The 21,125-nt window shown below is 52.8% G+C and carries 18 protein-coding genes and 2 tRNA genes; 10 read left to right on the forward strand and 10 right to left on the reverse strand.

Translation table 11 applies throughout. From position 1 onward, the window contains the following. Positions 1-496: 496 nt before the first annotated feature. The gene (locus LGT44_RS13745; protein ID WP_230331470.1) at positions 497-2,392 is read right to left on the reverse strand and encodes a polysaccharide biosynthesis protein; all 1,896 of its coding nucleotides are present in this window, start codon (positions 2,390-2,392) and stop codon (positions 497-499) included. Positions 2,393-2,551: 159 nt separating this feature from the next. Continuing rightward, a tRNA-Asn gene (locus tag LGT44_RS13750) sits at positions 2,552-2,627 on the reverse strand. Positions 2,628-2,825: 198 nt separating this feature from the next. On the opposite strand from LGT44_RS13750, the gene LGT44_RS13755 reads away from it, so the two are divergent. Next, the gene (locus LGT44_RS13755; protein ID WP_230331469.1) at positions 2,826-4,319 is read left to right on the forward strand and encodes a hypothetical protein; all 1,494 of its coding nucleotides are present in this window, start codon (positions 2,826-2,828) and stop codon (positions 4,317-4,319) included. A gap of 76 nt (positions 4,320-4,395) precedes the next feature. On the opposite strand, the gene dcd is transcribed toward LGT44_RS13755, so the two are convergent. The 4 genes from dcd to purM all read right to left on the reverse strand — a co-directional run bounded on the left by dcd (position 4,396) and on the right by purM (position 7,616). Beyond that, on the reverse strand, positions 4,396-4,977 hold the full coding sequence (gene dcd / locus LGT44_RS13760) for a dCTP deaminase (RefSeq protein ID WP_230331468.1): 582 nt from the start codon (positions 4,975-4,977) through the stop codon (positions 4,396-4,398). Between the two features lie 75 nt (positions 4,978-5,052). Further along, a complete protein-coding gene (locus tag LGT44_RS13765) occupies positions 5,053-5,847 on the reverse strand; it encodes a DUF3108 domain-containing protein (RefSeq protein WP_230331467.1) in 795 nt (264 codons plus the stop codon). A 45-nt stretch (positions 5,848-5,892) separates the two neighbouring features. Further along, positions 5,893-6,567, reverse strand: coding sequence for a phosphoribosylglycinamide formyltransferase (gene purN / locus LGT44_RS13770; protein WP_145470274.1), 675 nt, complete (start codon positions 6,565-6,567; stop codon positions 5,893-5,895). Further along, positions 6,564-7,616 carry a phosphoribosylformylglycinamidine cyclo-ligase gene (gene purM / locus LGT44_RS13775; RefSeq protein WP_145470276.1) on the reverse strand — a complete coding sequence of 351 codons (1,053 nt, stop codon included), beginning with the start codon at positions 7,614-7,616 and terminating at the stop codon, positions 6,564-6,566. The genes purN and purM overlap by 4 nt, the downstream gene beginning before the upstream one ends. A 264-nt stretch (positions 7,617-7,880) precedes the next feature. Here purM and LGT44_RS13780 point away from each other — a divergent pair, with 264 nt between their 5' ends. Both LGT44_RS13780 and hda read left to right on the forward strand, forming a co-directional pair. After that, positions 7,881-8,891, forward strand: a complete 1,011-nt coding sequence (locus LGT44_RS13780; protein WP_230331466.1) for a DUF2066 domain-containing protein — start codon at positions 7,881-7,883, stop codon at positions 8,889-8,891. Further along, positions 8,892-9,599 carry a DnaA regulatory inactivator Hda gene (gene hda / locus LGT44_RS13785; RefSeq protein WP_230331465.1) on the forward strand — a complete coding sequence of 236 codons (708 nt, stop codon included), beginning with the start codon at positions 8,892-8,894 and terminating at the stop codon, positions 9,597-9,599. A 171-nt stretch (positions 9,600-9,770) separates the two neighbouring features. Here hda and LGT44_RS13790 read toward each other — a convergent pair whose 3' ends face one another. Beyond that, on the reverse strand, positions 9,771-10,955 hold the full coding sequence (locus LGT44_RS13790; RefSeq protein ID WP_328296354.1) for a pyridoxal phosphate-dependent aminotransferase: 1,185 nt from the start codon (positions 10,953-10,955) through the stop codon (positions 9,771-9,773). Between the two features lie 113 nt (positions 10,956-11,068). Here LGT44_RS13790 and uvrB point away from each other — a divergent pair, with 113 nt between their 5' ends. Further along, entirely contained in the window at positions 11,069-13,099 is a 2,031-nt protein-coding gene (uvrB, locus tag LGT44_RS13795) for an excinuclease ABC subunit UvrB (protein ID WP_230331464.1), read from the forward strand. A gap of 103 nt (positions 13,100-13,202) precedes the next feature. Here uvrB and LGT44_RS13800 read toward each other — a convergent pair. From LGT44_RS13800 to LGT44_RS13810, 3 genes are all read right to left on the reverse strand, one after another. Further along, positions 13,203-13,279: transfer RNA gene (locus LGT44_RS13800), tRNA-Val, on the reverse strand. A 153-nt stretch (positions 13,280-13,432) separates the two neighbouring features. Beyond that, on the reverse strand, positions 13,433-14,395 hold the full coding sequence (locus LGT44_RS13805; protein ID WP_230331463.1) for a GGDEF domain-containing protein: 963 nt from the start codon (positions 14,393-14,395) through the stop codon (positions 13,433-13,435). Positions 14,396-14,627: 232 nt separating this feature from the next. Then, the gene (locus LGT44_RS13810; protein WP_230331462.1) at positions 14,628-15,497 is read right to left on the reverse strand and encodes a sterol desaturase family protein; all 870 of its coding nucleotides are present in this window, start codon (positions 15,495-15,497) and stop codon (positions 14,628-14,630) included. Positions 15,498-15,677: 180 nt separating this feature from the next. Between LGT44_RS13810 and LGT44_RS13815 the strand changes: the two genes are divergently transcribed. The 6 genes from LGT44_RS13815 (at position 15,678) to pheS (ending at position 21,109) form a co-directional block, all read left to right on the forward strand. Next, on the forward strand, positions 15,678-16,673 hold the full coding sequence (locus LGT44_RS13815) for an AraC family transcriptional regulator (protein WP_230331461.1): 996 nt from the start codon (positions 15,678-15,680) through the stop codon (positions 16,671-16,673). A 115-nt stretch (positions 16,674-16,788) separates the two neighbouring features. Continuing rightward, complete coding sequence (gene thrS / locus LGT44_RS13820) at positions 16,789-18,720, forward strand: threonine--tRNA ligase (RefSeq protein WP_145470285.1); 1,932 nt, start codon at positions 16,789-16,791, stop codon at positions 18,718-18,720. 2 nt (positions 18,721-18,722) lie between these two features. Further along, positions 18,723-19,265 carry a translation initiation factor IF-3 gene (gene infC / locus LGT44_RS13825; protein ID WP_371736697.1) on the forward strand — a complete coding sequence of 181 codons (543 nt, stop codon included), beginning with the start codon at positions 18,723-18,725 and terminating at the stop codon, positions 19,263-19,265. 130 nt (positions 19,266-19,395) lie between these two features. After that, a complete protein-coding gene (rpmI, locus tag LGT44_RS13830; protein WP_145470287.1) occupies positions 19,396-19,590 on the forward strand; it encodes a 50S ribosomal protein L35 in 195 nt (64 codons plus the stop codon). A 21-nt stretch (positions 19,591-19,611) separates the two neighbouring features. Then, entirely contained in the window at positions 19,612-19,965 is a 354-nt protein-coding gene (rplT, locus tag LGT44_RS13835; protein ID WP_230331460.1) for a 50S ribosomal protein L20, read from the forward strand. A gap of 139 nt (positions 19,966-20,104) precedes the next feature. Then, positions 20,105-21,109 (forward strand): phenylalanine--tRNA ligase subunit alpha, encoded by a 1,005-nt coding sequence (gene pheS / locus LGT44_RS13840; RefSeq protein WP_145470290.1) that lies wholly within the window; start codon positions 20,105-20,107, stop codon positions 21,107-21,109. Positions 21,110-21,125: the final 16 nt, after the last annotated feature.

Consider the following 21,125-nt stretch of genomic DNA (forward strand, 5'->3'; position numbering starts at 1 on the left):
TTTCACTCCCACGCGGAGCGTAGGAACGAGAAAAAGCAAAATGCTCGCAACAGAGCGGGCACACCCGGCTCCCACGTTCTACGTGTTAGCCTTTGCGGGCACAGTTGCATTCACACACGGAGTGTAGGAGTTGCATTCCCACGCGGAGCCTGGGAACGAGAAAGAAGGAACGGGAAAAGGTAACATCTGGCTCCCACGCTCTGCGTGGTAGCCCCTGCTTGTACAGTGCATTCATACATGGAGCGTAGGAGTTGCATTCCCACGCGGAGCGTGGGAACGAGAAAGAAGGAACGGGAAAAGGTAACATCTGGCTCCCACGCTCTGCGTGGTAGCCCTTGCGGGTACAGTTACATTCCCACGCGGAGCGTGGGAACGAGAAAGCGGAGCGTTAGCCCTTGCGGGCACAGTGCATTCATACATGGAGCGTAGGAGTTGCATTCCCACGCGGAGCGTGGGAACGAGAAAACGAGAAAAGGGCGGGTATTATCGGAGCATTTTAGTGGCTTACTTTTGATGCATTCAGTACCCAGTCTGGGCACTCGCCTTGTTTATTGTAAGCGGCTGGGGCTTCAAGTAGCAGATTGATAACCTCTTCGACTTTAAAGTCGTGACAGGCTTTGTCCAGGCGATTCAGCAAGTTGTGTGTCTCGGGCCAGGATAGGTGTACTTCGTTTGCCGTCATAATTCGTGGATGATCAGTGCCCTCTACATTGTCGCCAATTAGCAGCTCTTCATAGAGTTTTTCGCCTGGGCGTAAGCCGGTAAATTGCAGCTCTATATCGCCATGAGGGTTCTGGTCGGTCTTTTCGCTCAGGCCAGAGAGGCGAATCATTTTCTTGGCCAGGCTGGTAATTTTTACTGGTTCACCCATATCCAATACGAACACATCACCACCTTTGCCCATGGCACCTGCCTGAATAACCAACTGTGAGGCTTCGGGTATAGTCATAAAATAACGAATAATGTCTGGGTGGGTAACGGTAATCGGGCCGCCATCTTTAATTTGTTTGCGGAACAAAGGCACGACCGAACCGGATGAGCCCAGTACGTTGCCAAAACGCACCATGCAGAACAGAGTGTCGCTCTGGCGGTTTGCCAGTGCCTGCAAAACAAGTTCCGCCATACGCTTAGAAGCCCCCATAACATTGGTGGGGCGAACGGCTTTATCGGTAGAGATTAATACAAAGCGCTCTACGCCGGCAGCTATCGCCGCTTCAGCACAATACCAGGTACCAAATACATTGTTACGCACACCTTCAACCACGTTATGTTCAACCATGGGCACGTGTTTATAAGCTGCGGCGTGGTAGATGGTTTGTACGCAGAAGGTGCGGAAAATGGTTTCCAGACGATTCTGCTTTTGCACTGAGCCGAGAATAGAAACAATGTCAGTAGCTAATTGGTGGGCGCTTTTCAGTTGTTGTAGTTCCTGCTCAATGGCATACAGGCTGTATTCGTTTAATTCAAACAGAATCAGTTGTTTTGGCTGTTGCAATAGGGCCTGTCGGCATAGCTCCGAGCCAATTGAGCCTCCTGCTCCGGTAACTAATACGACTTTATTGAGGATATTGTTTTGCAATAGCTCTGTTCTGGGATTAACGCAATCCCGGCCCAGCAGGTCTTCGATTTCTACTTCACGAACTTCTTCTATGCGTGCTTTACCACTGACGATATCGTTTACTGAGGGAGCGGTAAGAACCTCCAGCTTGCTTTCCGTTAGCTTTTCAATCAGCTGCTTACGTTCAGATATACTGGTTCGGCCGAGAGCCAGTAAAACTTTTCTAATATTATGATGTTCAATGATGTATTCTATGTTGTTGGCATCATAGACTTTGAGTCCATGAATATTCATATTTTGCTTTTTATTGTCGTCATCAATAAAAGCAAAGGGGCGATAGTGGTCGCTGCCCGCTAGTGCTTTGGCTAATGCTACCCCCTGCTGCCCCGCACCATATATCAGAACCGGTTCACATTGGCCTTTGCTTAACTGACCAACAATGCTGCGTATAAATAATCTGGGGGTGCCCAGAAGTGCGAAGGCTGTGAAGAAATAAATAATCAGGCTGGAGCGGGGGACGTTTGCATGCGTGAAGAATGAACTGCTGGCCAGTGCAATGGCAGAAATAGCGATTCCCAGAGCCATGGTCGTAAACGCCTGGCCGGCCATAAAACGGACAACAGCACGATACAGGCCGAGTCTGACAAAGACAGTCAGCGTAAGAAGGGTTGTGATCAGCGCTGCTGAAATAACCGCGTTGTCTATTCTCGGCGTAACGGTTCCATAGCGCAGAGCCAGAGCCAGGTAAATAGCAACAGGAATTGCTATAAGGTCATAGGATACAGAAATGAAACGCTTAGTCGGGCGGGGAGCATTCAGCAGGAAATTAATCATGGGGCTGAAATTCATTTTATGGTGGCTTCCCTGAAGTTTAACAATTTTTACCGCTTCTGTGCTGCAGCGGACTGTAAATTATAACGGTACTTTCAGGGTGCGATAGTCTTTGTCTCATCCTGAGATTATGCGTATGCATTAGGAAGGTAGTCGCTGAAATGGCTCCCCGAGTTGGACTTGAACCAACGACCAATAGATTAACAGTCTACTGCTCTACCGACTGAGCTATCGGGGAACATCAGCAAGTGCGCGCATTATGCTGATGCAGATTTTCTCTGTCAAGCATCTGTTTGATTTTGTTGGCTTTTAATTTTTAGCGTCAATAGTGAGGAGGCTGATTACAGGACGATTAACAACCTCGGAGATGCTTTATCTGTCATAAATTTAAGGTATTCTTGGCAATCAGATTTCGCTTTAGTGCAATGGAGCTCGTATGAACCAGCAATACCCCTCTAATTCTGCGGTTACGACCCCTGTCGTCGGCCCGGACGATGAAATTAATTTGACGGATCTGTTCCGTAATATCTGGCGTCAGCGGGGACTGGTGATCGGAGTTGCCTTGTTCGTGGGATTGGCTGTTGTGGCATTCCATTTTTCCAAGGCGTCTTTTTCTGTATCGCAGCAGGTTGAATACCCCATTGCACTGACTTTCCTGAGTGACGGTAAATATCCGAACGGAACAGTATTCAGTCCCCGTGATGTTATCGCCCCGGCAGTGATCAACGCACTCGCTGCACGGGGCGAAATTGCAGTATCAGCCGACAAATTGGTGAATGCGCTGAACGTATCATATTCTAATTCCCTTTATCAGGAGAGTGAAGACAAGCTGAACGAGTTATTGGCGAACGCCAAAACACCGCAGGAAATACGTACCGCTGCCGATACGGCTTTGACTGAACTGCATGATAAATCCCATGGGTTTCTTACCCTCAGTCTGAATCTTCAGAAGTCTGGGCTTACTGCGACGCAAGGCGCAGAGGTGCTGGCTGATGTGGTGGATACCTGGGCACAGCTGTCGATTGAGCGCGGCTTAACGAATGTCGATATTGACCGGCCTTTGGTTGCTTTCAGTACGGCTGAAGGCATGAATCTGATCGACGTCTACGATGGTGCTACCACCTATCTGGAGGCGCTGCGTTCCGCAGTAGGTAAGTTGTCCAAAATGCCTGGTTCCGGCAGCATGGTTGTCGATGGGCGCACTCTGGATGATGTACGCCGCCAGTTGGTGATGCTGGAGGGTAGTGATATCGGCCCTTTGCGTGAGTTTGCCTATTCAAATTCTTCTGAATTGGCTGCGAAAGATCCGGCAATCATGGTACGTCTGTTTTCCCGTCAGCGTTTGTTGCGTCTGGAGCATGAGCGATTAACGAAGTTAGTTGCATCCTACGATGCCGCACTGAATCAGCTGTCGAGCACCAGCACTCAGGATCTGAATAAAACGGCTGGCAGTAATGAATCTTCCGGGGCGCAGTTTGACCAGTCATTTTTAGACTCCCTGTTGGCGCTGGGTAATAAACTGGGTGGTGTAGAGATGCGTCAGGATTTATTCAAGCGCCGTACGGCTGCGACCGAAGAGTTGCTGGAACTTGAGAAAGAGATTGCGATTCTGGCGGGATCTGATGATAAGACCTATGGCAACCTGGATTCACAGTCAATTTTAAAGGCTGCTTTGGAAGGAGTTGAGACCAATCTGAACACAATCCAGCAGCAGCTCGATAATTTTATCGGAGCTTATCGCGAGCAGACATTGCAAAGTGGTGGGCAATTGTTTGTGGCAGATGCTGCGCCGGTAGTGCGTGGTGGAAGCTTTCAGATGGGGCGGAAAATGGGGCTGCATCTGGCGCTGGGAATTATTCTGGGCGGAATGCTTGGGGTTATGCTGGCATTGATCCGGGCGGCTATGCTGTCTTCACGCGTAAAGGGTTAAGGCTGCACATCCTCAGGTGATGGATACAAAAAGCCCGGCAATCTTGCCGGGCTTTTTTATGCCTGTTATCTGAAGGTCAGTCCTTCGCAATCCGGCTGAAGGTAGCCCCTTTCTGATCGCGATACTTGGCGTTTTCACGCTTGTTATAAGGGCGCAGCGCCGGGCTTGAAAGCATCTCAAACGACATGGCGCAGATCACCATACCCGGACGTAGCGCCAGTGGCAGTTTGCCGTTGTTATAGAACTCCAGCACGATCTGCCCCTGCCAGCCCGGATCAATACGCCCGGCGGTCACATGCACCATCAGGCCGAGGCGGGCGAGGGAGCTGCGGCCGTCCAGCCAGCCAACCAGGTCTTCGGGTACGCTGACCGATTCCAGTGTTGCGCCCAGCACCAGTTCGCCCGGGTGAATAAACAAAGCGTCATCGGCTTCAATCTCGATCTCTTTACTCATAATACGGTTGATATCGCGTTCAAGCTGAATGCGGTCACCGGACAGATCGAGGTGGGTCACTGAGTTGTTGTTGAATACGCGGAAGCGGTGGTCGAGGCGCAGATCTACGCTGATGCCGGCAATGGCATCGCTGGCTGGCTTTGGATCGATAACAATGCTGCCATCGGCAATGCGCTGTTCAATATCGCCGTCGCTGAGTCGCATGCTGTGCTTCCTGTTGAGTAAAAAAGAGGGCGCAGTTTACCTGAAAAGCGCAGCAGCGCGAAGCAGGCGAAATGTTCAGCCCTTGAGGTCGGTAATATCAATCTGATAGCGGGTTTTACCTTTTTCTTTATCGACCAGGCGTACCAGCTGATAGCCGCGATCGATGGCAAACCAGGCAAAGACTTCGCGGCCTTTTTTCTGACGTATCTGTTCAACCTTGATGGTTTTCAGCTTACCTATCCGGGTACTCAGCTGCTCTTCGCCGATAATTCTGAACTGGAAATCTTTAACACGTTTTTTCTCAAATACGGGGTAGCTCAGCTCATGATTGTTGGCTCGGTTCTCAGGGCTGCCTGTGTCTTTTCTGAGGGTAGAAAGATCGAGACTGGCCTGCAGCATATAGGTTAGGTTGTCATGAACCTCGTTTTTCCATGCCTTCGGATAGTCTTTGTTGTTTTCCAGGTCTTTGATCAGCTTCAGTTGTGGGGAAAATAACAGCGTGCGGTCAGCCTCGTTAAACAAGCCGGTGGCACGGTAGCGATATTCCAGCGGTTTTATCTGGCCGTCATCAAAGCTGAATTCGGATGTTTCTTTCAGTGCGGCGGCGCTGGTTTCTGCTTCAAACGTTAACAGCCAGTGGCCACTGGGGAGTTGGCGTAAGTTGCGTTCGGCTTCTACATCAATGCTGAACCAGCCGAGTTTCCACTCTGTTTTATAGCGTGCAGAAAAAGGCTTAAGGGTTGTGACTTCACGATGGCTGGCAGCAGATTTTTCTTTGTCAGCAGTCTCTTCTGCGGCTGTTGCAAAGGAAAAAGTGGGGCAGGTGATCAGGGCGAAGGCCAGCAGGCGGGGAAGCAAAAAGGAAGTCATAAAGGTCAGCCAAGTCCATTTGGCCAACAGTATATCGGAGCAAAATCAGGACGTCAGTTGCAATCCGGTGGCGGGAATCACATTTCCATCCAGACGGGCATTGTTGCCGACCATGGTCAGGCGGCCTTCAACAAACCATTTAACCGCAATCGGATAAATCACGTGTTCCTGAATTTGTACGCGTTTCTGCAGGCTGGCGGCATCGTCGCCGTCGTATACCGGCACCACGGCCTGAATCACGTTAGGTCCGCCATCCAGTTCTTCGGTCACAAAATGCACCGTCACACCATGCTCACTCTCGCCATCATCAAGGGCGCGCTGATGGGTATGCAGGCCCTGATATTTCGGCAGTAATGACGGGTGAATATTCAGCATGCGGCCATGATAATGAGCGACAAAATCCGGCGTCAGAATGCGCATAAATCCGGCCAGCACCACCAGATCGGGAGCGTGCTCGTCGATTTCTGCCATCAGTGCACGGTCGAAGTCTTCACGGCTGCTGAATTCTTTGTGATCCAGTACGGAGGTCGGCAGATCGCGGTCGCGGGCTTTCTGCAGGCCCGCGGCTTCCGGACGGTTACAGATAACCGCAGCGATTTCGGCTTCCATACTGCCACTTTTAATGGCATCGGCAATGGCAACCATATTGCTGCCACTGCCGGAGATCAGAATCACGATACGCGGTACGGCAGGCTTATCGTGGGTGCTGCTGTCGTTCATAGACTGCGGTTACCGGTAAATTCAACCTGTTCGTCAGCCTCACCTTTGGCCTGAACTTCACCAATCAGCCATGCCTGTTCGCCTTCGGCGTTGAGCAGGGCGATAGCGGCATCGGCTTTTTCTTCCGGCAGCGCGACAATCATGCCGACACCACAGTTAAAGGTGCGAAACATTTCTGCGGTTGCCACTTTGCCGTTGCTCTGCAGCCATTCAAAAACCGCAGGCCATTTCCAGCTGTTGGTATCGATAACGGCTTTGCAGTCGTCAGGCAGTACGCGCGGAATGTTTTCCTGGAAACCGCCGCCGGTGACGTGGCACATAGCGTGTACGTCAGAGGCGTTAATCAGCTTCAGTGCGGATTTTACATAAATACGGGTTGGCGCCATCAGCGCATCAGCAACCGGCTGGCCATCCAGATCGGCACTCAGGTCTGCACCGGATACTTCGATAATCTTACGGATCAGCGAGTAACCATTGGAGTGCGGGCCGCTGGACGCCATAGCGATCAGCTTGTCGCCGGCTTTTACTTTGGAGCCGTCGATGATGTCGTCTTTCTCAACGATACCTACGCAGAAACCGGCCAGATCGTAGTCTTCGCCTTCGTACATGCCCGGCATTTCGGCGGTTTCGCCACCGACCAGAGAGGCACCGGCCTGCTCACAGCCATCACCGATACCGCTGACAACTGCGGCGGCTACGTCCACGTTCAGTTTGCCGGTGGCGTAGTAGTCGAGGAAAAACAGCGGCTCAGCGCCGGCAACCACCAGATCGTTCACACACATGGCCACCAGATCGATACCGATGGTGTCGTGCTTTTTCAGATCCATTGCCAGGCGCAGCTTGGTGCCTACACCGTCAGTGCCGGATACCAGAACCGGTTGGCGGTAGCCCTGTGGCAGCTCGAACAGGGCGCCGAAACCACCCAGTCCGGCCATCACTTCCGGGCGGCGGGTACGTTTGGCAACGCCTTTGATGCGTTCGACCAATGCATTTCCGGCGTCGATATCGACACCAGCGTCTTTGTAGCTCAGGGATTGTTGTTCACTCATGCCGTCGTCACTGGGTGGCCCATAGAAAGGCGCGTATTCTAACGATTTGTGCGCCGTCCTGCATCATGGAAATGAGCAAATCTGAGAGTGGCTGAAAGCTGTCTGTATGGTCAGATTTTCGCACAGATGTTGTGAGTAAAGACGGCGGGAGGCGCATTCTTATTTTGCGGCCTGCGGCACAATTTCGGACGCAGTAGTGGTTATGTTGAACATTCGTGGCACAATACCGCCCGATTTGAATCTTCAGCTGTAAGGAACCTGTCTGTGCGTGCAGCCAGTCTGATTTTATTGTTGTTTCTAAGCCTTGGCAGTCATGCGGTGACCGTCTCTGACCTGTATCAGGTACGCGTGCCGGTTGCCGATCAGTCGCAGGACAGCCGCCAGAGCGGTATTCAGGATGCACTGCAGCAGGTGCTGGTGAAGGTCTCCGGCCAGACGGCCAGTGTGCAGAATGAGACAGTACAGGCTGCGGCGGCCAATGCTGACCGCTACGTAAAAAGTTTTCGCTACAGCCGTGACGAAGCCGACGACAGTCTGCTGCTAGAAGTTTTATTTGCCCAGAACCTGATTGATTCTCTGTTAAAAGACGCGCAGCAGCCGGTGTGGGGTAAAAGCCGTCCGCTGGTATTGCTGTGGCAGGGCGTTGAAGATGAATTACAGCGCAAGGCGCTGAATCAGAACAGCGGCGCGTGGCGTGCACGGCTCGAGCGCGCCATGAGTGAACGCGGAATTCCCCTGTTATGGCCAGCGCAGGATCTGGAAGACGAACTGGTGTTGCCGGTGGAGCGCCTGTGGGGCCTGTTTAAAGACGACGTGCAGAAAGCCTCCGCCCGTTACGCCGCCGATGCCTTTATGGCCGGGCGTTTGTCTCCGGGGCGCGATAATGGCTGGCTTTATCAGGGCTTTATTCAGCATAAGGGGGACTGGCTCGACCTGCAGGCCGAAGGCGATGACGTGAATGCGGTGCTGCTGCAGGTGGCCGATCAGGTGGCCGGTTTTCTCTCTGCGCGCTATGCCCTGCGCAGCGATGGTATTGCCGGTGGTCATCAGCTGATGATTCAGGGCGTGCAGAATTTTCGCCAGTATCACGATGTGATCAGTTATCTGAACGCCAATGTGGCGGTGAATTCGGTACGTGTGCTGGCGGTTAATCAGCAGGATTTAACACTGGAGCTGGATCTGGCGGCCGACTGGGCGCAGGTCTGGAGTACTCTGGCCCTGGATAAGCGCCTGCTCGCCACGGAGCAGGAGCAGGTTTTTAGCTGGCAGCCGTAAATGCAGATCATGGATCATCATCAACAACTGACCCTGTCGGTCGCGGTGCGCGATGATGCGCGCTTTGCTAACTATTACGCCGGCCCGAACGAGCAGATCGTGCAATCGCTGCAGCAGCAGTGGACGGTGCATGGCGAGCCTTACCTGTATTTGTGGGGCGCGCCGGGGGTTGGCTGCAGTCATCTGCTGCAGGCTTCCTGCCATTATGCTGAAGGGCTGGGACATCAAAGCGTCTATCTGCCGCTGGACGAACTGGTGGAATACAGCCCGGCGGTTCTTGATGCGATGGAGCAGTTACCGCTGGTTGCGCTGGATAATATTCAGGCCGTTGCAGGTCGCCCGGATTGGGAAGAAGGGCTGTTTCATTTGTTTAACCGTATCCGCGACCGTCAGGGGCACTTACTGATTGCCGCCAGTCAGGCGCCGGGTCATATCGGTGTGGAGCTGCCCGATCTGTCATCCCGTCTCAGCTGGGGCATGGTGTATCAGGTCGAGCCGCTGGAAGATAACGATAAAGTACTGGCTCTGTTGCTGCGCGCCAAGCGCCGTGGTCTGAATATGAGTGATGAAGTGGCGCGCTTTATTCTGACCCGTGGTCCGCGTGATATGCAGGGCCTGTTTGATTTGCTGGAAACCCTCGATCAGGCCTCTTTGTCGGCCCAGCGTAAGCTGACCATTCCTTTTATTAAGGCGGAAATGGGCTGGTAAGCTTTTTTCTCGTTCCTTTCGCGTTATTCCTCGTTCCTACGCTCCGCGTGGGAATGCGACTGTGTCAGCAAGGGCTACCACGCAGAGCGTGGGAGCCAGGTGAACAGCAGATATAAAAAAAACCGCCAGTAGGCGGTTTTTTTATATGCGTGAACCGTGTCGTAAAAGCACTCAGCTGAGTGCTTTTTTGATGCGGTTCAGGGCATCTTCCAGAGTTTTCATGCTGGTCGCGAACGACAGACGCATATAGCCCGGTGAGCCGAAGGCAGAACCCGGAACCAGCGCGACACCGGCTTCCAGCAACAGTTTTTCGGCAAAGTCGACATCGTTATCGATACCGGCTTTATCCATCGCACCTTTGACATTCGGGAAGGCGTAGAAAGCGCCGTCGGCCGGGATGCAGCTGAAGCCCGGAATCTCGTTCAGGGTTTTCACCACGTAGTCGTGACGCTCTTTAAAGGCTTCAACCATTGGCAGAACGCAATCGCGGCCGCCATTCAGTGCCGCTTCTGCCGCTACCTGAGAAATAGAAGTCGGGTTAGAGGTGCTCTGCGACTGTACCTTCTTCATCGCGCCAATCAGCTTGGCCGGACCAGCGGCATAGCCGATACGCCAGCCGGTCATGCTGTACGCCTTGGATACACCGTTCAGCACGATGGTGCGGTCATACAGTTCAGGGCAGACGGTAAGAATGTTTTCGAAGGCAAAATCTGCCCACCAGATGTACTCGTACATATCATCGGTAGCGATCATGATCTGCGGATGCTTTTTCAGAACGGCGCCCAGGGCCTTCAGTTCGTCGGCGGTATAGGCCACACCAGACGGGTTGGACGGGCTGTTCAGCACCACCAGTTTGGTTTTATCGGTGATCGACGCTTCCAGCTGCTCGGCGGTGATTTTAAAGCGGGTGCTTTCATCGGTTTCGATAACCACCGGCACGCCACCGGCAATCACGACCATGTCCGGGTAAGAAACCCAGTATGGCGCCGGAATCACAACTTCATCGCCCGGATTGATGTAGGCCAGAGCCAGGTTAAAGAAGCTCTGCTTGCCGCCGCAGGACACCAGAATCTGGTTGGCTTCGTAGCTCAGGCCATTATCGTTCTGCAGCTTGTTAATAATCGCTTTCTTCAGACCCGGAGTACCGTCCACCGCGGTGTATTTGGTAAAACCGTTGTTAATAGCCTCAACCGCCGCCTGCTTGATATGCTCGGGGGTATCGAAATCCGGCTCACCGGCACCCAGGCCAATAATGTCTTTGCCTGCAGCCTTGAGTTCGGCAGCACGGTTAGTCACGGCCAGTGTTGGGGAGGGCTTGATCTGTTGAACGCGATCAGACAATTGCAGATCCAAAATGTGTATCCTCAATAACGCGATGGTCGGCGGCAGAAACGGGCGTAAAGCGCCAAGTCCTGCCGGTAAAAAAAACCGTATAATGCTACTTGATTTAACCTATAACTGGAATCCTGATGAGCAAGGCATTTGAGCTTTCTGCCAAATATTCTCCCGCCGGTGATCAGCCGGAAGCCATCCGCCAGCTGGTCGGTGGTGTAAATGCCGGTCTGCTGAAGCAAACCCTGCTGGGTGTGACCGGTTCAGGCAAGACCTACACCATGGCCAATGTAATCGCTCAGTGTCAGCGCCCGGCCATTATCATGGCGCATAATAAGACCCTGGCGGCTCAGCTGTACGGTGAGTTTAAAGAGTTTTTCCCCAATAACGCGGTTGAGTATTTCGTTTCTTACTACGACTACTACCAGCCGGAAGCCTATGTGCCATCGTCGGACACCTTTATCGATAAGGATGCTTCGGTTAACGAGCACATTGAGCAGATGCGGCTGTCAGCAACCAAAGCGCTGATGGAGCGCCGCGATGCAGTGATTGTGGCCACCGTATCGGCGATTTATGGTCTGGGTGATCCGGACTCCTATCTGAAAATGATGCTGCACATTGTGCGTGGTGACCGCATTGATCAGCGTACCGTGTTGCGTCGTCTGGCTGAGCTGCAATACACCCGTAACGATATGGATTTTCATCGCGGTACTTACCGGGTGCGTGGTGATGTGATTGATATCTTCCCGGCGGAAAGCGACGACGAAGCGGTACGTGTTGAACTGTTCGACGATGAAGTCGAGCAGATCAGCAGCTTTGACCCGCTGACCGGTGAGGTGCTGAACCGTCTGGCGCGGGTAACTATTTATCCGAAAACCCACTATGTAACGCCACGCCAGCGCATCCTTGATGCGGTCGAAGGCATTAAGGTCGAGCTAGAAGAACGCCTGCAGTATTACCGCGACAATAATTTACTGGTTGAAGCGCAACGGCTGGAACAGCGTACCCGTTACGATATCGAGATGATGCAGGAGCTGGGTTATTGCTCCGGGATTGAAAACTATTCGCGCTATTTATCCGGGCGTGAAGAGGGCGCGCCACCGCCAACGTTGTTTGATTATATTCCCGATGATGCGCTGGTGTTTGTCGATGAATCCCATGTGACGATTCCGCAGATCGGCGGTATGTACCGCGGTGACCGTTCGCGTAAAGAAACCCTGGTGCAGTTTGGTTTCCGTCTGCCATCGGCGCTGGATAACCGGCCGATGCGCTTTGAAGAATGGGAAGCCATTGTGCCGCAGTGCATTTTTGTGTCGGCGACGCCGGGTAATTATGAAAAAGAACATCAGGATGCCGTGGTTGAGCAGGTGGTGCGTCCGACCGGTCTGATCGATCCTGAAATTGAAGTGCGTCCGGCCACCGGCCAGGTGGACGATGTGCTGCATGAATTGCGCGAGCGCGTCGCCAATGGCGAGCGGATTCTGATTACCGTGCTGACCAAACGCATGGCCGAAGACCTGACCGAGTTTTTGCTCGAGCAGGGTATCCGCGTGCGTTATCTGCACTCTGATATTGATACGGTTGAGCGGGTGGAAATTATCCGCGACCTGCGTCTGGGCGAGTTTGACGTGTTGGTGGGTATTAACTTATTGCGTGAAGGTCTGGATATTCCGGAAGTGTCGCTGGTGGCGATTTTCGATGCTGATAAAGAAGGCTTCCTGCGTTCTGAACGCTCGCTTATTCAGACCATCGGCCGGGCTGCGCGCAACCTCAATGGTAAAGCGATTCTCTACGCTGACCGCATGACCGATTCGATGCAGAGAGCCATCGATGAAACCGACCGCCGCCGTGAAAAACAGGTGGCTTTCAATACCGAGCATGGCATTACTCCGGTTGGGGTGACCAAGTCGGTGGAAGACATTCTCGAAGCGGCGCCACCGCCGGGTAAGAAAGGCAAAGGCAAGACCCGTGGGCGTAAAGTGGCTGAAGATCAGGCCGGTTATGCGGCGGATGACTGGCAGGCATTGTCTGCCGCTGAGCTGGTTAAGCGCGTGGCTAAAGTCGAAGATCAGATGTTTAAGGCCGCGAAGGATCTTAATTTTGAAGAAGCGGCGCGTCTGCGTGACTTGCTGCATCAGATGAAAAATAAGGTGATCGAGAACAGCTGAGGCTGTTCTTGTTTCACTGGCGCAGTCTGATAAAAAGCCACGTGCAGAACTGAAGCAAAGTGCAGAAACGAAAAAACCGGCCAGAGGCCGGTTTTTTTAATTCTGGTAGGACTAGCCAGATTCGAACTGGCGACCTCTACCATGTCAAGGTAGCGCTCTAACCAACTGAGCTATAGTCCTGAAGTGGCGCGTATATTAACGATGCCTTTTCATGGGTGCAAGTGCTTTTCGCCATCGGTTAATGAATTTCTGTCTGATAAGTGCTTGAAAAACAATCACCTGCGCAGTGGTTCTGCGTTCGCAAAGGATGGGGTGGCGTTGCCGGTGGTGGGGTTAAGGTTTGCTGATCTGATGTGATGATATGCGGTTACGGCCAAGTTTTTTGGAAAGGTAAAGCTGCTCATCGGCAATGTTCAGCAGGTCAGCCAGCGTCATATCGTCGCAATGCTCACAGCTGCTTATACCAAAGCTTGCCTGAACATTAATGTCCATGCCGTTGATGGGTAACACGTCATCGGTCAGTGCTTGCCGGATGCGCTCTGCCAGGATACGTGCCTGCGGCATATCGGTCTGTGGCAGCAGGATGGCAAATTCTTCGCCACCAATGCGGGCCAGAATATCCGCATTTCTTACGGTGGCTTCGGCCAGCGTCGCAACCCGCTGCAAAACGGCATCACCGGCACTGTGTCCCCAGGTATCATTGATCTGCTTAAAGTGATCCAGATCGAACATAATGATCGAGGTAGGGCGGCTGAAACGCAGGGCTTCTTTAAGAACCTGTTCGCCCAGTTTAAAAAAGGCGCGGCGGTTATTCAGCCGGGTCAGGGCATCAGTGCCGGCCAGATATTCAGCTTCGCGGCGGGCTGCTTCCAGTTCCTGCTCCATACGTTTTCGGTCGGAGATATCGGTCGCAATTTCAATACGTACCAGGCGGCCGTCGACCCAGCGGATGGCTTCATCGCGACACTGATACCAGTGCTTGTTCTGAGTGTTCTGGAATTCCCAGACGTATACCCCCGTTGGCTGTTGATGCTCATCCACCAGTTTGTGATTGGTGCAGAACGCACAGGGGCCTTGCTGATCTTTCTGCAGATATTCCCAGCAGCGTTTGTTACCGGGTTCGCCCCATTTCTGGCGGGCATAATCGTTGATAAACAGCAGCTCATGGGTCGACATGTCGGCGACATAAATCAGCGCATCAAGGCTGTTCAGAACGGTGACAACGGCAGAGTCCTGGGCCGCTTGCTGTACTGCGTCCGGTGGAGTATTTGTGGTTGCGTCAGGGGGCTTAGTCATGTCGGAAATGTTGGCCAGTATATCGGTGAGCTTAGACTGCTCTGCTGGGTGCGGCAATGACTGCTGCGGAATTTCGCTCTGTCTTGATTTGCAGCAATGGCGGGAGGAGGTTATGAATTTTTTTGATGATTTTATCAGTGTTTGTGCTGGTGCGGTTTTCGTTGTTGTTGGTGTATTTTCTGGTGTAGTTGCTGGTGCAGTTAAGGACGCCCGCAGGCGTCCTTAAATATAATTATTTTAACCCGTTGCGGCTGCCGTATTGCTGCTGCGCCCAGTCGGGATGCTTATACAGAATCCGCAGGTCTTTATAGCGCCAGACATCGCGGAACATATCCACCCAGTCGTGCACCTGCAGGTAAAACGGGTTGTAAGGCTTTTCCGGCATACGGGTCACGCCGTACTTAATTTCGCCGGCGTCATCTTCTGCCCGGAAAGTACCGAATATTTTGTCCCAGAATATAAAAATACCGCCGAAGTTGGTATCAATCTGCTTCGGGTTGCTGCCGTGATGTACGCGGTGGTGTGACGGAGTATTCATAAATTTTTCCAGCCAGCCCAGCTTGCGCACCTGCTCGGTGTGCAGGAAAAACTGATAAACAAGATTGCCTTCAATCGCGAGCAGAACCCAGTTTTTATCAAAGCCAATCAGCGCCGCCGGAATCCACCAGAACAGCCAGGAACCGGACAGAGCAAAGGTAAAGTTCTGGCGCAGCGCAGTGGAGAAATTCATATGTTCAGACGAATGATGGGTAACATGCACATTCCAGAACCAGCGCACTTTGTGCATCAGCACATGGTTGACGTAGAAGCAGAAGTCGATAAACACAATCAGCGCCAACACGCTGAAAACTGACAGTTCCGGATTCCATTGCAGGCCATAGTCGTACACCCACAGATAGAACGCCTGAATAAACAAAGCAATGGCGATGCCGTCGACCAGCTTGTAGGAAAAACCGGTGGTCAGGTTGGCGAGGGTTTCGCGCGCATGGTAAATGCCGGTTTTACCCTGACGGCGGGCATACCAGTATTCCGCCAGCATAACGCCAAGAAACAGACCGCCAAAGGCGACGACGAAAAACAGGGCGTGCAGAACATCTTGCATGCGTGACTCCTTATTATTGTTTTAGGCCTCTACTTTAGGGCTTGGCTGGAATGCTGAATTGACATTTACTGTCTTTATTTTGACAATCCCTGCCATCTTGCGGGTGTGGGCGATGTGATGTTGCCGTTGTGCGTATGGATGTTGGGTTGATGAGGACGTTGGGTCGATGGAGAAACAGGTATGACAATGCTGGCGCAGCTGCAGGTCAGTGGTGATCTGGCCGGTCTGGCGCGCTGTTTTCTTGAGCAGGAGGGCGATACCCGCTGCGACCTGTATGCCTATCTGCAGGGCTTTACCGCCGACAGTCGCATCAGCTTCAGCCAGTGGTGGGAGCTGCTTGAGCGTTTGCAGCAGCGTTATCCGCAGCGGCATATCGGTCTGGAACTGGGGTTGCTGGTGCGGCCGGAGTTTGTCGGCGTGCTGGGTTATCTGTTGCTGTCGAGTGAAACGGTGGCTGACGCTCTGCAGGGGTTTCAGCGTTATCAGCGGCTGCTGCACGATGGCGACCGGGCAACGGCCAGCCTGCAGGATGGGTGTCTGCGTCTGAGCTGGAGTACCGACTACGGCCCGTCGTCGCGCTTGTCGGATGAGGTGCTGGTGGTGGGTATGCTCACCTTTATCCGTCAGATGACAGCGCGAGCCGATTTAAGCCCGCAGGCGGTGCATTTTTCGTTTGCCGAGCCGGCCGATACCAAACCTTATCGCCAGACGCTGGGCTGTGAGGTGCTGTTTCAGCAGGCGCAAACCGCCATTCTGATCCGGCCGGAATATCTGGCGCTGCCGGTCAACAACCACAATGCCGGCTTAAAGCAATTGCTGGAGCAGCAGGCCCAGGCATTAATGGATGTGCTGCCGCAGAGCGAAAGTTTTGTGCAGAGCCTGCGTACGGCACTGCTGAAAGCCTTGCAGAGTGGCGAACCAACCTCGCGTACAGTTGCCCGTTTACTGCATCTTTCCGAGCGCACATTATTCCGTCGTCTGGAAGAGCACCAGCTGGCCTTTAAAGAGGTGCTGGCGCAAACGCGCATGCAGCTGGCGAAAGAATATCTGAGTGAAGGCCGCCTGACCCACAGCGAAATTGCATTACTGCTGGGCTATTCCGAGCAGAGTGCCTTCAGCCGGGCGTTTAAGCGTGAAAGCGGATTATCGCCGCGCCAGTGGCTGCACCGGAGCTGAGGTTACCGGCGTAATAAAACCCGCGGTTTACAGCGCGCGGCGTGGTCTGTAGAGTACGTCCTCTTTTTTTATTCATGTGGCCTGTCGTGGGGGCCACCACTGACAAGGATCTGATATGCCTGTTATTACCCTTCCTGATGGTTCCAAACGCGAATTTGCCCAGCCGGTAACACTGCTGCAGGTGGCCGAAGATATTGGCCCTGGCCTGGCAAAAGCAACGGTGTGTGGCCGTATTAATGGCCAGCTGGTGGACGCCTGTGAACTGATCACCGAAGACGCGAATATCACGCTGATCACCGGTCGCGATGAAGAAGGTCTGGAAGTTATCCGCCACTCCTTTGCGCACCTGGTCGGACATGCGGTAAAGCAGCTGTACCCAACAGCAAAAATGGCAATCGGTCCTGTTATCGATAACGGCTTTTATTACGACATCGAGTTTGAACGTCCTTTTACTCCGGAAGACGTAACCGCGATCGAAAAACGTGTTGGTGAGCTGATCAAGAAAGACTACGAAGTCATCAAGAAAATGACGCCGATTAAAGAAGCGCGTCGTGTTTTCGTTGACCGTGGCGAAGACTACAAAGTTGAGCTGATTGACGACCTGATTCAGAAAGGTGAAGAGGCCGTTGGTCTGTATCATCACGAAGAATACATCGACATGTGTCGTGGCCCGCACGTGCCGAATACCCGTGTTATGCGTGTGTTCAAGCTGATGCGTGTTTCCGGTGCTTACTGGCGTGGTGACTCGCAGAACAAACAGCTGCAGCGTATTTACGGTACTGCCTGGAACGACAAAAAAGATCTGAAGGCCTACATCACCCGTATCGAAGAAGCGGAAAAACGCGATCACCGTAAGCTGGCCAAGCAGCTGGATCTGTTCCACCTGCAGGAAGAAGCGCCGGGTATGGTGTTCTGGCACCCGAATGGCTGGACTATGTGGCAGGTACTGGAACAGTACATGCGCAAAGTGCAGCAGGACGCCGGCTATCAGGAAATCAAAACACCGCAGGTCGTTGACCGCTCGCTGTGGGAAAAATCCGGCCACTGGGAACACTATGGCGATGCCATGTTCACCACTGAGTCCGAGAAGCGTACTTACGCGGTTAAACCGATGAACTGCCCGTGTCATATTCAGGTGTTCAATCAGGGGCTGAAGAGCTACCGCGATCTGCCGCTGCGTCTGGCGGAATTCGGTTCCTGTCACCGTAACGAGCCGTCCGGTGCACTGCATGGCATTATGCGTGTGCGTGGCTTTACCCAGGACGATGCGCACATCTTTGTGTCGGAAAAACAGATCCGTCAGGAAGCCTCTGACTTCATCAAGCTGACTCTGGCCGTGTACAAAGACTTCGGCTTCGATGCGGTGGAAATGAAGCTGTCCACCCGTCCGGAAGGCCGTATCGGTGATGATGCACTGTGGGATCAGGCTGAAGCGGCACTGGAAGACGCGCTCAATGATGCGGGTCTGGAATGGGAGCTGCAGCCGGGTGAAGGTGCTTTCTATGGCCCTAAAATTGAATTCTCACTGCGTGATTGCTTAAACCGCGTCTGGCAGTGTGGTACTGTGCAGCTCGATTTCATGCTGCCGGAGCGTCTTGGTGCTCAGTACGTCGATGAAGACGGCGAGCGTAAAACCCCCGTGATGCTGCACCGGGCGATTCTGGGCTCTTTCGAACGCTTTATCGGAATTCTGATCGAGCACTATGCGGGTGCGATGCCGCCATGGCTGGCACCGCAGCAGGTATCGGTTCTCAATATCACCGACAATCAGGGTGAATATTGTCAGAATCTGGCCCAAAACCTGAAATCAAAAGGCTTCCGGGCCGTTGCGGACTTGAGAAACGAGAAGATCGGCTTTAAAATCCGCGAGCACACTTTGCACAAGGTACCCTACCTGTTGGTTGTAGGGGATAAAGAAGTAGAAGCAAACACCGTCGCTGTGCGTACCCGTAAAGGTGAAGACCTGGGTGTAATGAGCATCGATGCCTTTATAGAACTCTTAGAAGGCAGCATTGCACAGCGCGGACGGTTTGGAATGGAGAACTGATCATCAGACGCGATAACAGAAAGGGCGGCCGTCAAGACAATCGAGCTGCCATTAACGATCAAATTCGTGCAACCGAGGTACGTTTGATCGGCGCCGATGGAAGCCAGGTTGGTATCGTCAGTATTGAAGACGCTTTGCGTATGGCGGAAGAAGCAGCCCTGGATCTGGTACAGATTTCAGATGGCGATCCGATCGTATGTAAGGTGATGGACTTCGGTAAGAAGCTTTACGAAGAGAAGAAGCAAAAAGCCGAAGCCAAAAAACGCCAGCATCAGGTCCAGATTAAGGAAATGAAGTTCCGTCCGGGCACTGAAGAAGGTGATTATCAGATTAAATTACGTAATCTGACACGTTTCCTTGAGGGTGGTGATAAAGCGAAAGTGTCTCTGCGCTTCCGCGGTCGTGAGATGGCTCACCAGCATATCGGGATGGAGTTGATGAAACGCATTGAAGAGGACCTGAAGGAACTCGGCACTGTGGAACAACACCCGAAAATGGAAGGCCGTCAAATGGTGATGGTCATCGCCCCGGGTAAGAAGAAGTAGTCTGGTTCCTAAATGAATCACATAACCCCGGCTCAGTGCCGGGTTTATGCGTTCTACCGACTGCTCATTATGGCAGGTGTTATACAGGGTCTTAGTTTCTGTATGCACCATAACCTTTTGGAGTAACACAATGCCTAAAATCAAAACTAAGAGCGGCGCAGCCAAGCGCTTCAAGAAGACCGCGAACGGCTTCAAACACCGTTGTGCGTTCCGTAGTCACATCCTGACCAAAAAGAGCACCAAGCGTAAGCGTCATCTGCGCGGTATGTCTCAGGTTCACGCCTCTGACGTTAAGCTGGTAGCACGCATGCTGCCTAATCTTTAATCGGTATTCAGGAGATAAACTATGGCTCGTGTAAAACGTGGTGTGATCGCTCGTCGTCGTCACAAGAAAATTCTGAAGCAGGCTAAAGGTTATTACGGTGCGCGTAGCCGTGTATTCCGTGTAGCTAAACAAGCTGTGATCAAAGCTGGTCAGTATGCTTACCGCGACCGTCGTCAGCGTAAGCGTCAGTTCCGTCAGCTGTGGATCGCGCGTATCAACGCCGGTGCACGTATTAACGGTCTGTCTTACAGCAAGTTCATCAACGGCCTGAAAAAAGCCGCTGTTGAAATTGACCGTAAAGTACTGGCTGATCTGGCGGTTAACGAAAAAGCAGCGTTTGCGGCTCTGGTTGAAAAAGCCAAGTCCAGCCTGTAATTTCACCGCTTAGCCGGAAAACGGTAATGGTCAGTGTGTAAGCTCTGACCAACGCCTGCGAAATAGGGGATGAGCTTAGGTAATCTAGGTGATTCCCCTATTTTTTTGTCAATCTGACGTCAATTGATGGATAGCAACGATGGAAAACCTTGAGGCCCTGACACAGCAAGCCCTGGCCGCCGTAAGTGAAGCGCAAGATGTAGCGGCGCTGGATCAGGTACGGGTTCAATTTCTGGGCAAAAAAGGGGAAATCACTTCCCTGATGAAAAACCTTGGCAGCGTGGCGCCGGAAGATCGTCCGAAAATGGGTGCGATCATCAACGAAGCCAAAGACCAGGTTGAGAATGCAATCAGCCAGCGTAAACAACTGCTGGAAAGTGCCGCTCTGGATGCCAAGCTGGCCGCTGAAACCATCGACATTACTCTGCCGGGCAGAGCAATGCAGGAAGGCAGTCTGCATCCTGTTACCCGCACCATCGAACGTATCGAATCCTTTTTTGCCGGTGCCGGCTTCCAGGTGATGGAAGGTCCGGAAATCGAAGACGAATTCCATAACTTCGAAGCGCTGAATATTCCGTCGCACCATCCGGCGCGTGCTATGCACGACACCTTTTATTTTGACGCCGGACGTCTGCTGCGTACCCACACCTCGCCGGTACAGGTGCGCACCATGGAAGCCCAGCAACCACCGCTGCGTATTATCTGCCCGGGCCGTGTTTACCGCTGCGATTACGATCAGACCCACTCCCCGATGTTCCACCAGATGGAAGGGTTACTGGTTGATAAAGGCGTCAGCTTCGCCGACCTGAAAGGCATTCTGCAGGAATTTATGGCCGCCTTCTTTGAAAAAGACATCAAGGTGCGCCTGCGTCCGTCGTATTTCCCGTTTACCGAACCCTCTGCCGAAATCGACATTGAATGGGTGATTGAAACCCCGGAAGGCACCAAAACCCGCTGGCTGGAAATTGGCGGCTGCGGCATGGTGCACCCGGAGGTGTTCCGCCATGTAGGCATCGATCCGGAAGAGTACACCGGCTTTGCCTTTGGTATGGGAATGGAGCGTATGGCGATGCTGCGTTACGGCGTTAACGACCTGCGTCTGTTCTTCGAAAATGATCTGCGCTTCCTGCAGCAGTTCCGTTAATCGCTTATTACAGGAT

Source organism: Thalassolituus alkanivorans (assembly GCF_020447205.1).
Taxonomy (GTDB): Bacteria; Pseudomonadota; Gammaproteobacteria; order Pseudomonadales; family Oceanobacteraceae; genus Venatoribacter; species Venatoribacter alkanivorans.

Coding starts and splice junctions, on each gene's coding strand:
- LGT44_RS13745 (WP_230331470.1), bottom strand. CDS start 2,392: ATGATTAATTTCCTGCTGAATGCTCCCCGCCCGACTAAGCGTTTCATT.
- LGT44_RS13755 (WP_230331469.1), top strand. CDS start 2,826: ATGAACCAGCAATACCCCTCTAATTCTGCGGTTACGACCCCTGTCGTC.
- dcd (WP_230331468.1), bottom strand. CDS start 4,977: ATGCGACTCAGCGACGGCGATATTGAACAGCGCATTGCCGATGGCAGC.
- LGT44_RS13765 (WP_230331467.1), bottom strand. CDS start 5,847: ATGACTTCCTTTTTGCTTCCCCGCCTGCTGGCCTTCGCCCTGATCACC.
- purN (WP_145470274.1), bottom strand. CDS start 6,567: ATGAACGACAGCAGCACCCACGATAAGCCTGCCGTACCGCGTATCGTG.
- purM (WP_145470276.1), bottom strand. CDS start 7,616: ATGAGTGAACAACAATCCCTGAGCTACAAAGACGCTGGTGTCGATATC.
- hda (WP_230331465.1), top strand. CDS start 8,892: ATGCAGATCATGGATCATCATCAACAACTGACCCTGTCGGTCGCGGTG.
- uvrB (WP_230331464.1), top strand. CDS start 11,069: ATGAGCAAGGCATTTGAGCTTTCTGCCAAATATTCTCCCGCCGGTGAT.
- LGT44_RS13805 (WP_230331463.1), bottom strand. CDS start 14,395: ATGACTAAGCCCCCTGACGCAACCACAAATACTCCACCGGACGCAGTA.
- LGT44_RS13810 (WP_230331462.1), bottom strand. CDS start 15,497: ATGCAAGATGTTCTGCACGCCCTGTTTTTCGTCGTCGCCTTTGGCGGT.
- LGT44_RS13815 (WP_230331461.1), top strand. CDS start 15,678: ATGACAATGCTGGCGCAGCTGCAGGTCAGTGGTGATCTGGCCGGTCTG.
- thrS (WP_145470285.1), top strand. CDS start 16,789: ATGCCTGTTATTACCCTTCCTGATGGTTCCAAACGCGAATTTGCCCAG.
- rpmI (WP_145470287.1), top strand. CDS start 19,396: ATGCCTAAAATCAAAACTAAGAGCGGCGCAGCCAAGCGCTTCAAGAAG.
- rplT (WP_230331460.1), top strand. CDS start 19,612: ATGGCTCGTGTAAAACGTGGTGTGATCGCTCGTCGTCGTCACAAGAAA.
- pheS (WP_145470290.1), top strand. CDS start 20,105: ATGGAAAACCTTGAGGCCCTGACACAGCAAGCCCTGGCCGCCGTAAGT.